General features: G+C 39.7%; 4 protein-coding genes. All 4 read right to left on the bottom strand.

Going from position 1 to position 14,872, the window contains the following annotated elements; genetic code table 11:
• Window positions 1-56: 56 nt before the first annotated feature.
• Genes TERTU_RS10160 through TERTU_RS10145 form a run of 4 tightly spaced genes read right to left on the bottom strand, consistent with a single transcriptional unit; the run spans window position 57 to window position 14,870 of the window.
• Window positions 57-827: a class I SAM-dependent methyltransferase gene (locus TERTU_RS10160; protein WP_015818312.1), complete on the bottom strand. Its 771-nt coding sequence runs from the start codon at window positions 825-827 to the stop codon at window positions 57-59.
• An 8-nt stretch (window positions 828-835) separates the two neighbouring features.
• Window positions 836-4,741: a non-ribosomal peptide synthetase gene (locus TERTU_RS10155; RefSeq protein WP_012779324.1), complete on the bottom strand. Its 3,906-nt coding sequence runs from the start codon at window positions 4,739-4,741 to the stop codon at window positions 836-838.
• A gap of 43 nt (window positions 4,742-4,784) precedes the next feature.
• Window positions 4,785-5,906 (bottom strand): DEAD/DEAH box helicase family protein, encoded by a 1,122-nt coding sequence (locus tag TERTU_RS10150; RefSeq protein WP_015817107.1) that lies wholly within the window; start codon window positions 5,904-5,906, stop codon window positions 4,785-4,787.
• A 24-nt stretch (window positions 5,907-5,930) separates the two neighbouring features.
• A complete protein-coding gene (locus TERTU_RS10145; RefSeq protein WP_015817734.1) occupies window positions 5,931-14,870 on the bottom strand; it encodes a non-ribosomal peptide synthetase in 8,940 nt (2,979 codons plus the stop codon).
• Window positions 14,871-14,872 lie beyond the last annotated feature (2 nt).

The raw sequence follows: 14,872 nt of genomic DNA, 5'->3' as shown, positions 1-14,872 counted from the left end.
TTTTTTAAAACCTAGCTGCAGGCAATTGATTTTTTTGTTTTATGGGTAGACTTTAATTAATCCAGCTTAACTGCTACGACTAAATGCATTAGCATGTTTACTAATGGATTCTCTAAATCCGCAAAATCTGCCAAACCATGATCCGAAATATGGACATTGTGATATCCGGCCTCGCCAAGCATAAACTTCAGTTCCTTTCTTTTATACGTAAGCAAATCGTATTCTCGATTAATAGTTTTTGTTTTCCCTATACCTTTTTGAATTAAAAGAGTTTGCTTGGTGTTAAGTATCCCCTCAGGGCGGCTAAAATCAAACTGTGTAAATCTAATTAAAAATTGATTACCTTCTTCCCTCGCCTGATCAATAAACTTATGCCTCGGGAGCAATGGCATAACATCTCTGTTAAAAATATCAAAAATAAGCAATCCGTTTTTGCTAAGATTATTTTTAGCATTAACAAGTGTTTTAAACAGCTGCTCTTTCGTGAGATGCCCGATAGAGTTAAACATACTTATTACAGCATCGAACTTACCCAGATCCAAATACTGCATATCCCCAACATTGAATTGGATAGCCAAGCCTTTAGATTTTGTTTTGGTTATTTCTATCATCTCGCGACTCAAGTCACTAGCAGTCACATCAAACCCATGACGAGCCAACGCGATAGCTTGAGCACCTGTACCGCAACTCATATCGAGCACGGTTTTAACAGAATTTTTTTCTAGTATATTTATAATTTTTTGATTTGTTATGTCAGAGGTACCCTTTCCCCTCAACTCAAAGTCATCATAGATATCTGCAGACTCAGTATATATTCCCAAATCCATAAAATGTTTCACTTGTTTAGTGTAAGTAAATTCGACATAAACTCGAGCGTCTCTATATAATCCTCAAGCAGACCGTCTGCTGCATTTTCATCAATAAAATTTGTGTTATGTGACACTTCGATACGTGGTAATTCGTCGGGAAATACAATAATGGTAAAAGGTTGTGTAGAATACCAACGCGACTTCACCAGTGTGTAGCATATATTTTCTGGCAACGAAGGGAAGTTTTGATAGACAAAAAGTGACCATAATTTTCTTTCATACTGTGCGGGCAACCCGGCATATTGACGGATTTTTTCTATATCCTCATACCCATATTGAACAAGCTTGTTGGTGGATTGATCGATTGATTTGATTGCTGGAACGAGGCTATTTTTTTTGCCAACTTTTATTTGATTGGGCACTAAATTTATACAGAGACCCAACAACCTATCAATTGCATTGATGGTAGTCGGCCTAATCGAAACCGCTTGTAAAAAATCAACGCAATCAGTCTCTTCAAAGTCGCTTAGCGATTTCGCCCATGCATATAAAAACAGAGAATGGAGAGAAACCAGATGTGTTTTTGCTAACTGATTTAATCGCACAACGAGATCAGGCCGAAAAAGCTTTGTGATATAGCGGGGTTCAACCGATTTTTTGCGAGAAAAACGATCATCTACAGCGAAAACTGTAGAGGCCCCGAAAACCGACAAATGATCCTTCCAAAATCTTTTACTACCATCTTCTTTATTATGCGCAATGGATTTCATGCGCGCCACATAGTCACCGTATGAAATCAACCTTGGAATGGTTTTGTCATCCCCTTTATAAACCCGCCAAAAATCTTGAATAAACAGGCTCTGACACCACCCGTCGATAATTGCGTGATGAAATGAGAAAATTGCATATGCGTGCGTTTTGCACCAATAAACCTTTACTCTTACTAATCTGCCTTTTAAAACATCAAACCCTAACTCAGCATCGGTTGACATGGCATCATCAAGATCAAATTTTTCTGAGAGCGGTAGAAAGCCACAATCTATTATTGCTGTGTTTTCTGTACTAAAGTAAATACCTGTTTTAGCTATAGAAATCGTGGCCCTCAATAAACTGTGAATGCTTGCAAGTTTTTCTAAGGTGGCGAGCAGTTGGTGCTTGTTATATGAATCTATTTTAAGAGCGAACTGCTCTATATTAATTGCTTTGTGCTGGCTAGTGAGAGATTGAAAAAGCATCTTGCTCTGTAAATTTGTTGCCTTAAATCTTAAGCACTCTTGGTACACGTCTGGCAGGCCGCCGCCAGCTCTATATATACCAGCACACCCCTCTATCGTCGGTTTACGATAAAATTCATCAAGAGGTATTTCATAGCCATGCTTATTGAGAGCGATGAGAAAGATTTGTGCTTTAATAGAATCTCCACCCAAGGCAAAAAAATTATCAGTAATAGAAAAACCAGTGATCCCTAGAGTATCTTTCCAAATGTTATAGAGAAGTCTTTGAAAATCAGTATTCGGAGTTATTGCTTCGCCAAAGATATCAGGCAATTTTTGTTTATCTAGCTTGCCATTGTTCGTCTGCGGGATTCGAGGGATGTTGGTGATTACAGCGGGAACCATATATTCTGGCAACCGTTGTTTTAAGAATGAAATAATATCATCTTGTAAGACGTTATCGAAAACCGTTTTCTGATTATTCAAAACCACATAGGCTACAAGGGCGCGAGCATGTTCTGCCTTGGACATAGACCTGCTAACGACACACGAATCTTTTATTAATTCATGGCGTGATAATTGATACTCAATTTCTCTTGGCTCTATTCTCACCCCATGAATTTTTATTTGATCGTCAATCCTACCTCCATATTCTAAGTTACCGTCGGGCAACCAACGCACTAAATCCCCCGTACGATAAATTAATATCTGTGTCGATTGGATGGTAACAATAGTGAATTTATCATTAGTAAGTGTGTCATTAGAATATCCCGCAGCGAGATTTTCGCCTGCTATGCATAGCTCTCCAAACGCGCCAACAGGTTGCATCTTACTACATTCATTTAACACAAAACACTGTACATTTTCTATGGGCTTACCAATGGGAACGGATTTTTTCATTTCTGACTCAACTTTATAACAAGTTGAGCATACCGTACCTTCCGTAGGTCCATAGGCGTTAAACAACCGGACCTCGGGCAACATTTCTCTTATACTATTTGCCAATTGTGGGGGAAATTGTTCTCCGGCAACAATAAGTGTCTTTAATTTTTTGAGACGTTCAAGTGGGTAGGTTTGGAGAAATATTGGGGGTAAGGTTGCACAGGTCACGCCGGTGTTTGCCATATGATCAGCGAACTGATCGATGTCAATTTTTCTCCCAGGTGAGATAACACTTAATCTCGCTCCTATACTAAGCGCCATCAACCATTCTGATACCGCCGCATCAAACCCTACTGATGCAAACTGTATAACGCAATCGCTAGAATTTAAACCAAATGTTGCGCGCTTGTAAAATGCCAGGTTTAACAAAGATCGATGGGTTACTATCACACCTTTTGGTAGGCCAGTAGATCCAGAGGTATAAATTACATAGGCGGGAAATTCCGATCCGGTATTATGTTCCAGATCTACGTTCGTCTCGGGATACTGCTGATATAAACGGTCATCTACAGAAAAACGACAACATTGTTGAATCGTAAGAGGTAATAATGATTCACTTCCAGTCGTCAGGACATATTTAATTTCGGCGTCACTCAACAGATAGCGAATACGCTCTTCGGGTAATTTGGGATCAATGGGGATATACGTACAATGTGTTTTTAACGCCGATAATATCGCTACAATATACTCAAAGGACTGGTCGATAAATATACCGATTCGCTCACCAGAACCAAGACCTTCCGCTAGAAGGTGATGTGCTAATTGATTGCTACGTTGATTTAATTCTCGGTAGCTTACACACCGAAAGGAGTCAAGTATCGCTATATTGTCCGGGGTAAGGGAAGCTTGCTCCTCAAAAAGCTCATAGACATAACAGCGTTCATGTTCGCTAGCACGCTTACTTGTATTATTCCATTTTTTTAACAAGCGTAAATCATTGTCCGGAATAATGTTAAGCTTGTTGACATTCTTTTCCGGTGCTAAAAGACTATCCTCAAGCAATAACAGAAAGCTCTCTGCTTTTCTCTTGACAGTACTTTCATTAAACAATTGTGCATCAAAATGCCATTCACATTGTAGAACATCTTGCTTGTTATAAATTGTGAGAAGTATATCAAGTGACAGGCAATCATTGTCATATGAGAGTTGCACTCCGCGACTATTATTTAGAGAAACATCATGTTCTTTCACAGTGACATATGATATGCCCACCTGAAAAACCGGATGAGCGTGCAAAGTGTCGGACGTTTCTGTTACCTGTAGCAAGCTATTGAGTGGAATTCGGATATGAGACAACGAGCGCAAGTATGACGACTGCGAGTCCAGCAACAATTCTTCAAAGGTTAACTCTGACGAGAATTGGCTTCGCAAAGGAATGAAACCCATACTCTGTTCGCTGTTAATCTTATCGAATTTGTTTACATCCCTCGCTCCAACAACAATATCCTTCGAGCTTGAAAATCTAGCTATAAGAATAGAAAACACAGTCTCTAAATAAATGAGAGCGTTTACATTGTAATGATCGCAAGCAATGTTAATAAGTCTAGTTAACCGTTTATTAATTGAACATTGTATTGAAGCGTATTGCGATTTGATCTTACCTGTGCGCGCGCCATCTAACGAAAGGTTATGAATATCCGGAATATCCAATAGATAATGTTTCCAATATCTTTCGTTTTTTTTGATCTCTTGACCGACATCCATTAAATGGCGTTCGCTTTTGTTTTCACCATAAAGTGGATGTTCGGAAGCGCTCCAATTATCGTCTTGCTTCACGGCTTACTCCTCATCGATACCAACTTAACGCTTACAAACCACATTAACGATATCTTTTTAAAAATAGGAAGTTGTCGATAAAGCAGGGGTCATAGCTTTCGCTCGCTACATGAGCATATTTATCAGTAATATTTTCACAGCCGTGTAGTTTGCTAGCCCATTGGTTTAATTTTTCTTTGTTAAAAGATGTCAAATGTCCATAGGCCTTCGTTGGAATTTCCTCGAAAGGAACATGAATGAGCAGCAAATCTTTTGTTCTTGCCCAAAGCTTACAAAGCACATCAAATGACTCCTCTTCATGAAAATGTTCGAGAATATCATTAGCGATGATAACATCGGCTTGCTCTAGCAACTTATTGTCCTGAGTTAGATCAAGTTTAATTAAATCAAGCCGTCTACCCTTTTCCGGAAAGCACGAAAGTATGTTATCAATACTTTGTTGACCATACTCTGGGTGAATATCGGAGCATATTATTTCTGTAAACTGAAGATCAAAAAGCTGTTCTTCGTCAAGGCAATTTATCAAAAGAGGAAAATGAGCAGAATTTGTCGCCACATCGTGCAGTTTAACTTTATTAGTCATTTCAAATATTTCACGTATTGCACGAAGTTCTACATAATATATCCAAGAAAAATATTCAAGATGCTTAGAGGCTGGAAATGGATTTCCACCTACAATAGTTTTGTGGTTACTCAGCAGATGCTTGAAGGAATTTTGTGCTTGGATCGCAAAAGCATCATCTAGCTCAATAGAATTAACAAGCGCTATTGCCCATGTATGGGCAACACATATCGAACAAAACGTTTCATGGTCACACTCAGCCAATAAACGGATACCATTTTTCTTACCCTCGTCCCGAATTTGATTATTGACCACTACAGCGATAGATTGGTTAAATACGTCGTAGTTTTGCATGATATCATTGTCTTGTGCCGCAATAATCAAAGCAGTTTTATCTTCAAACTCAACGTAAAGCGCCTTTACATATTCAGTAGTGATCGCTTTTGTGCGATACCCACTCACTTCTTTCTCATCAGCTGACAAATCAAAAGCATCAAGCGAGTCGACAGCGTAAACGAAGTCGATAAGGCGATCCTCAGCACCCGCAATTATTCTAAATCGCGAGTTTTTTTCATGCAGGTTTGATAAGTTTATTGCTTCCATTATTCTCTCCCAAAAATTACGAGACTAAGCCTTTTCCAACTGTCTAAACCCTGAATATTGACTCCTAACCTCAGGCGCACCAGATAAAAGCTTGTTAATATTATTTTCGAAACTACTCAAGATCTCTTTTACTACGCCCTTGTTAAAATCCTTATCGGAATAACTAAGCCCCACGCTGAGCTTACCCTTTATAATAATAGCGTTCAATGTAAGCAAAGAATTTAAAGCGCCTTGTTTTTTATGCGCGCTCGCTATTTTCGCCAAATAGCCGTCTTGTGAAAGATGGAAGTATTTATTTTCGATGAAATCTGATTGAAAACCTCTGAAATTTATTTTCAATACACTTAAGGCGTCCCTGCTTGGCAGATCTTTCAGATATGTTCTCACAGTATCAAACCGAGTACTTTCGAGCTTCCCGGAAACCAATTGGTCCGATAAGCATTTTACATCCTCAACGATATCCGAAACAGAAGCTAAATTCAGAAAATATTTCTGTTCTTCAGTAAACCACCCGATTGTATTTTGTAAATTAAAATTCTTAAACTCTATACGGTCCCTTCCATCCGAAACAACGGATGTAAAAATAGTTTGAATATCAAATTGACCGGCAACGGCACGGGCAATAGACCAAACAACTATATTCAGGAGGGATGTATTTAACGAGGTCGCCACTTCATTCATCAGGCACTCAGTTTTTTGCAGGGAAATATCACATTCAACGATTATCTCTTCATCTGGATTGATGGAGGTTTCTTTGCTTAGATTTTTCGGTATGGGTTTGATATCCTTCCAGGAATGATTCCTCCAAAAGGATATTGATTTTTGCAATCCAGCCCCTTCTGCAAACAGCTCACCCCATTTTTTAGATATATCAAATATACTGTCCGATTTGGCTTCCAGCAATACCTCTCGCCCTGAGGCTAAATCGTCTAGCACTAGATATAATTGTCTTAAGAGAATGTATATAGATGGGCGATCGTGAACCAAATGATGAATCAGAATTATTAGTTTAAATTCATCTTTTTCTTCGATTAAAATCCAGTGATTTAGATTACCTTTTACTTCACTGATTTCCATATAGGCATGCGAGATTTCTTCAAGAACCCTAGCATATTGCGCTTCCCTTATTGACAGATCCGTGATCATTTTATTGGGTATTTTATTATCAACATTCGCTCCCCAGGTCCTATATAGAAAGCCGTCCCGAACAGGGGGTTGCAGAGGGTAAAACGTGCTTCTTAGTCCATCGTGATACGCAATTAAGGTCTCAATTGCCAGCTTTATATGTGCCTTCTCTACTCGAGCAGATAAACTCAATTCGTAAACATTAACCCATGATACGGCATCATTTCGCCTTTCTTCCAGGGTATCTAAATACCACTGCTGTAGTACAGTTGGTAGCAACGCACCACTTTGCATACTCGACTTAACTTCATCCACTGTCATTTTCGAATCAATGTTCTGGGCGCGTTCCAATTGCTGCGCTAACGTCTTGAGGTTCGCAGCGCCGTAAAGCATCTTTACCGGAATTTTAACGGAGTACAGCTGCTCTATTTTCCCAATGAGACGTATAGCTAACAAAGAATGGATATCGAGACTATGAAGAGAATCCGCTAAACTTATATCTTGAGGGTTAACGCTAGCCAATTCGGAAATTATATTTACCAGTGAGACTTCAATCTCCGTTTCTGGTCTGATATATTTTTTTTCGCTTGGCGCAATCATCCTTATATGATCGAGTTTTGATTTGTCTATTTTTCCATTAGATTTTCTGGGAATCTCTTTTACCTTAATGTATTGACATGGCAGCATGATAGATGGCAAGACATCTGCCAAAGAATTTGAGAGATGGTCAATAGACTTTTCGAAGGCTACATAAGCAAGGATTCCCCTATTCTTTTCATATACACAGGCAGCATCGGTACCAGTGAGACCGCGGATACGCGCTTCGATCTCACCCAATTCAACTCTATATCCATTTATTTTTATTTGACCATCCCCTCTACCTAAACACACGACCTGGCAATCAGAGTTGATATACCCCTTATCTCCTGTTAAGTACATTCTTTGGGAAGAGTTACCAACAAAATCGGGAATGAATTGACTTGCAGTAGCTTGAGGTTGGCTTAAGTACCCATTTGCCAAATTACTACCTGCAATAGCGATCTCCCCTACACAACCAAACGGTACTTCATTGCCATGACTATCAAGAATCGCGACGCGATTACTTTTTAGCGGCGCACCTACGGGGTAAATTCGCGGATATCCCTCTATTTTAATTTCATGAGCGAGAACCCCTACTGTTGTTTCAGTGGGGCCATAATGGTTCAGAACTCTACCCTGCCAACCTAGTGATCTGATTTCTTGAACGAGAGCACCAGTTAGTATCTCCCCGCCCAGAATGAGCAGACGTTTTGGCAAAACATCGACACCAAAATTGATAATTGTAGAGAGGTAGGATGGTACAACCTTTAAGCAATCAACTTGTGAGGTTTTTAGCTCTATTAGTAGTTCATAGGGAGAAAGTAATATCTCTTGATTAAACACCCGTAATTGCCGACCAAAACACAGTGCTCCAAATAGGGTTGTATACCCTAGATCTGTCGCTACAGACGCAAAAGAGCCATATATGGCATTTCGTGGCATGCGTGTTAAATCTTCCATTGCTACCACATAGTTACTGATCGCCTTATGAGAGACCACCACACCTTTGGGCACGCCTGTCGACCCGGAAGTGAAGACCAGATAGGCGGGTACCAAATCTCCAACAAAGTGTTCAAGTGGGCTATCATCTAACTCTTGATATTCATGCTTATCACGATCCAGCAAAATCAGCTCGGCTGTAAAGTCACTGAGTTCTTCCAAATGGCTAGATTCACTCAATATCACTTGGCAATTTGCAGCTTCGATAGCCGCGTTATTCCGTTTAAAAGGGGCTTGAGGGTCAATGGCGATAAACGTTGCACCGACTTTTAAAACAGAGAAAATAGCAATTATTTGTTCAACACAGGCGTTAAAATACACACCGATACTAGCTTGCTCACCTGTAGTTACCTCCATTATTAACCTAGCGATTTTATTTGTTGCGCTTTCAAATTCTCGGTAATTAATAACGCCTGCGCGACTGCTCACCGCAAGCTCTGTCATGTCCTCAGGTAAATTATGATAGTAAAGAGAAATTAAATTTTTAAAATCAGGGCTGAATTCATTAACGGCACTTGAGTCCTTCAAAGGTATTCTATTACCAAAAGAGAGCAGTTCTCCTACCCTCAAATCACAGTCACTAATAGATCTATTAAGTAAGGATAGAAAGTTATCCAGCAAATTCTCCGCAAATAGTGATGAAACACGCTTGCTATCATATTTCAAGATAATTTGCCTATTCGGCACAAATACAAGCGTTAGTGGATAATGATTCAGTGATACATAATCTTTCAACTGAATAACATCTGATGCGCTGTTCCCTAAAGATGGGTAGTTATCAAAATTTAATAGGCTCTCAAAAAGAGTTTCTCCCACGCCTATATTTGCCAAACGACTTATTTCTGTTAAAGATAAGTAATCATATGCCGAACTTTGTTGCTGGTTCTTCATAGTTTGAGCCAGCAGATCAGCAAAAGTATCAGCTCTATTCGCACGAAATACTACGGGAACTGTATTAACAAGAGGTCCAACGATATCCAAATCATCACTAGAAAGATGGTTTCGTCCAGAGGTTACGCTACCGAAAACGGCGTGCTCCGACTGATTGTAACGACAAAGCAGAAGGCCCCAGGCTACTTGGAATATAATGTTAAGGGTGACCTTATAGTTACCGCTCGCGCGGGTTAACTTGTCCACTAGAATAGGGTCTAAAAGCCGATAGCACTCCGCGCTTTTTGGCTTACCGCAATAAGCAATAGTTTCATCTTGAGGGATTTTCCCTGCATCGTGTATATTGTCGATAGCTAAGTAGCTAGACCAATAGGCGCTAGCGACATCAATATTTGACTGCTCAGTAATACGAATATAGTCTGAGTATTGCTTGCGAGAAACCTGATTGGGACTTTCGCCAGCTAACGCATTTAGATATAAATTCTTCCATTCAGACATCACCACTGATTTAGACCAACCATCTATTATGGCATGATGTAAGGTCCAGATAAAAATATACTCATTTATATCAATTTTTACCAATTTTAAGCGCATCCAGCTTGGATCTTTCGAAGTGAATTTCGTACGAAGCTCGTCCTTACATAATTTTTCGATATACGCTTGAGAATCAAGCTCATCTATCCCGGCACTGTCACTAAACTCGAATGGAGTCACTACCCTCTTATTTACAACTTGGACTGGACATTCCGTAAACATGCCAACAAATCGAGTTCTAAATATATCGAAACGCTGGGTAATCTGGTTCCAAGCATATTTAAAAGCTTTCACGTCGATCGCTTCGTTGATATGCATTACTGACTGAATAACATAGGCATCAGACGACGTTTCCGCGAGACTGTGATAAAGCATGCCTAATTGATTTTGTGCAACGGGATATATATTTTGTATATTGTCTAGATCTACAGCCAGGTCTTCGTGTGACAGTAGCTGTTGAAACTGATTTTGATTGCATTTTAATAAGGGAAAATCACAGAGATTTAGGAAGGTGTGATTTGCTTGTATCACTAATTCGCATATTTTTTCACAGACTTGATGGGTTGAATCAAGGAAGCCGTTAATAGTCTTTTCATCATATAGGTGCTTATTATATAGACATACTGCCTCAAACCCCCGTTCACTTGCACCAATATTAATGGTGATAGGTCCGTGCATAAACGTGTTTGGGCTGCGAGTATTTTCCACCTGCCAATCGCATATTTCTAGATTAGAGAGTCCATCTATGCCTGAATCCGTTATTCCGAGGTAGCAGAATACTAGATCTACAGGGCAGTCTAGTTCCTCTCTGATAGCGCCATCAGGATGCATGTAACGAAGACTGCCATATCCAAGTTTATCTTTTATCGGTGTAAGCTGTGCTTTGATATCTTGCAACGTGGGCAGTAGAGCGTGTTGCTCAAGGGAAAAAACCAAGGGAAATAGCTTAGTGAACCAACCCATTGTTTTAGATAAATCGAAATCCCCTTCCCTGCCGTGTCCTTCCATTAACACCCGAATATTCTGGCTACGCGCTATCTCCCTGTAGGAGAACAGAACTATAGCCAATAGGATTTCCTCTACACTTAGATTAAGTTTTTTTGCTGCACGAGTGCACAACGACAAATCAAAACTAGGGCTCAGACTAAAGTTGATCGAAGAAATGTCACCAAACGTCGTAGACAAAGACTGATTTTCTGATGTTTTACTGTGACTCAGGTGTTTTTTCCAGAATTCTAACTCGCTTTTTTCTAAAGAACTTAGCTGTTTATATTTATCAATAGCCCAGTGACGATACGCAATTGTTTTTTCGCCTAATGCCTGCAATAGATCTATTTCGCCAGGCTCCTCAGAGGCCAGACCAAAAAGTGTTGATATATCCTTGAGAAAAATGCGCCAGGAGACACCATCAACTAATAAATGGTGCGCTACGACCAACAAATAACTGGTTTGTGGAAATTTAACATTCCAAACTCTGAACAACCCCCCTTGCTCAAGAACAAATTCGCTTTGTCTTTCTGAGGCAAAGGCTAGCACTGCTTCTCGCTCACTACGGGCGCCTTTCTCAAACTCTACACAGCTAAAAAATAGAGATGACTCTGGAGTAATATATTGCTTCCAAACCGTCCCACTTTTTATGAAGCGGCTTCGTAGAACATCATGATGATCGCCAATTGCTTTAAAAACCTTAGACAAAAAGGCTTCGGAATATGATCCATTTATCCTAAAAATAAAAGAATGATTATAATGATGCCTATCACGAGGATTATCCGCAAAAAACTTCAATGCTACCGGGCTAAGATCAAAACTGCCATATGAACTCTCCCGCGACTTTGCGGCCGGTTCAATTTTAATTGTTTTCGCTATTTCTAGGATTGTTTGCTTTTCAAATATATTTCTTAAATCAATTGAAAGGCCTGCATCTTTCGCCCGACTAACAATTTGGATCGCAATAATTGAGTCGCCACCTAAATGAAAAAAATTATCTATGATACTTATTTCATTTTTTCCAAAAACATCCAAATATATATCGTACAACACCGTCTGTTCTGGTGTTGTTGGGCCTAGCGTTTGAATTGACTTATTACCCTCTACAACCAAAAGAAGGGATTTTTTATCAATCTTATTATTAGCTAATCGGGGTATGTTTTCCACGCGTTGAATAACGGAAGGGAACATATAATCAGGCAATCTTTCTTTAAGAATAGCAGCCAGTTTTTCGATGCAGCTATGGTTAGCTGCAACAACACCGCCAGCAATGTTTTCAACAATAGCAACACATATTCCGGTGTTTTTGCTGTATATCACCGCATGTTCACGAAAAAGTCTAGACTGCGTGACCAATGACGATATTTCATCAAGCTCGACGCGATAACCCCTGATTTTTACCTGCTCATCAACTCTGCCACGAAAAAGAATTTCTCCAGCGCTATTGGCAACACCTCGATCACCCGTTTTATATAATCTTTCACCTGATTTAAAAGGATTGGGTAGAAAGGCCCTGGCGGTGCCCCCTGGATCGTTAATATATCCACGAGCCAGATTTTTACCCCCGATATAAATGTCGCCCTCGATTCCAATCGGTAATGGTTGGAGAGTGTTATCTAGGATGTAAACATCATTATTATCCAGCACGCTGCCAATAGGAATCTCATTGTAGACGCGATGTATATCATAGCTGTGCACTAGTACACCAACGGCGGTTTCAGTGGGGCCATAATGATTAAACAGTTTGGGCAGCGGTCCTTTTTGTTTAAGACTATCGATGATGTCCGGGGTCAATTTTTCCCCGCCAAAAATGAGTACGCTTTTAGGATAAATATGAGTGTTTTTTGAATGGACTAACGCGTGTAAAAATGAAGGAATGGTTTTGAGTAGGCTCACAGGATTGCTTGCCAAGCTACGTGAAATCAATGAACTGTCTAACGATTCCTCTTTAGTGAAACTACGTATTGTTTTACCGTAGCATAAAGCCGCAAAGGTCGCCGTATAGCCCAAATCCGCAGCACTCGAGCTAAACGCCAGAAATTCTTGTGCATCTTCCAAAGTAAACCGTTTTTCGATGCTTTGGAGATAATTAGCAATAGCCTCGTGGGGAACACCCACTCCTTTAGGTCTACCAGTAGATCCGGAAGTAAATATGACATAGGCTAATTGCTTACCCAAGATGGATACCTGGGGGCGTGTATCTTGGTACCCTTCAATTTCGTACCAATCTCGATCTATGAACAGTTTTTCACATTGAAGGTTTTCCACTTCCAGCATACTATCTTGACTTGTGATTAAAAAATCACAAGCACCGGTAGAAAGCATATCCGCCACTCTCGACTCCGGTGTACTCGGGTCTATTGGGAGATAAGCCAAGGACGCTTTCATAATGCCTAGCAGGCTAATGATCTGGCTTGTAGAGGGTGATAAAAGAACTCCCACTACCGATTCACGAGGCAAATCAACGTCTAATAGAAAATGGGCAAGCTTATTGCTCTTTTCCTCTAATTCCAATGTTGTCAACTGGCACTGTTCACTGCGATAGGCAATAGTATTATTGTCATCAGCATAATTAGAATAATACAAATCAACTATTGTATTGCTAGCAAAAGGGGTTACAGAACTTGCGCGGCGAAATAAGTGTTCTTGAGAGACACCATAAGTTATATTTTCAATACTACTGTAGCTCAGTTCTGGACCTTGACAATAAAGCGACAAAATCGAATCGAATAATGCAGTAACGTATGCGAGCTCCTCACCCTTGAGGTGAGAAGAGGAATACTCTATTTGACATTGTATGCCACTGGAATCCTCATAAACTGCCAAATTCATAATACTAGGCGCGGTGAAGCTATTCGCGTCAACCACCTCTAGTATAGACTGTTCATTTTGACGATAAGAATAACCAAAAGGAAAGTAACCTGGTTTTTCTGAATATTTTTCGATGCTATATGTATCCGCAAAATCTATATTTTTAATCAACACATCCTGCAGTTTTTGTAAATCAAAGTGTAGATCTTGAGTTTTTTTTGAATTTACACTCAAGTAGACTGGCCTTGACAAAGGAAAAATAATGTCTTCTAGTTCTTCCTCTTCTCGTCCCGAAACCATATACCCTAGATATATATTTTGGCCGTAAAACAACCTAGACAGAGCTTCATTCCAAGCAAAGCATAATAGAGACTCTACATTAATGCCGTGATAAACAGAAAAACATTGGATATTCTTTATTTTCTCTTGGGACAATATTAACGACTTCTTATCGACGGCCTTTATTTTTTGGTCAAAAGCAGCACATGTTAGTGATGAAATACCTATAACATCCAAATTTCCCGATTCGCCATTCCAATACACTTGACCTTCAAGGTCTTCAAGCGACTCATTGAGATAATTACTTATTTGTTCAGGGGCGATAGATGAGCCAAGGCTCTCGTAGTTCAACCATTGCATAAGACAATGTTCTAACAAGGCTAAATCTGCAAACACACTGCTCACACTTATTGTAATTTGCGTTTCAATGCATAGTGTTTTTTTGTTTTCAGCTTTCTCTATACTTAAGCCCAGGCACTCTCCAGCGGACACATTAAGGCTCAGCTTTCCATTCTGCACATCATTTTTCACGAACCAGCTTTCAGATATCTCAACACCTAACGCCTTCATCAATTGGGAAAAATAGGCTTTACTTAAAAAGTGTTTTGAAAAATCATCTTTTACCAGCAGGGCAAATTTTTCAAAATCGAACCCCTCGTCCACAACTACGGTTAATGTGGTTTTTAAAAGGTTCAGCCCAATTCGACCAGACTGAATATATTCCAGCAATTGAGAATGTTGAGGACTATAGCTAACCATTT

Origin of the sequence: Teredinibacter turnerae T7901 (assembly GCF_000023025.1) — a bacterium.
Taxonomy (GTDB): domain Bacteria; phylum Pseudomonadota; class Gammaproteobacteria; order Pseudomonadales; family Cellvibrionaceae; genus Teredinibacter; species Teredinibacter turnerae_B.
The sequence above is the reverse complement of the archived record's forward strand: the minus strand, read 5'-3'. Positions and strand labels throughout refer to the sequence as shown.

Excerpts from the sequence above, each read along its gene's own strand:
- TERTU_RS10160 (WP_015818312.1), bottom strand. The coding sequence starts at position 827 with ATGGATTTGGGAATATATACTGAGTCTGCAGATATCTATGATGACTTT.
- TERTU_RS10150 (WP_015817107.1), bottom strand. The coding sequence starts at position 5,906 with ATGGAAGCAATAAACTTATCAAACCTGCATGAAAAAAACTCGCGATTT.
- TERTU_RS10145 (WP_015817734.1), bottom strand. The coding sequence starts at position 14,870 with ATGGTTAGCTATAGTCCTCAACATTCTCAATTGCTGGAATATATTCAG.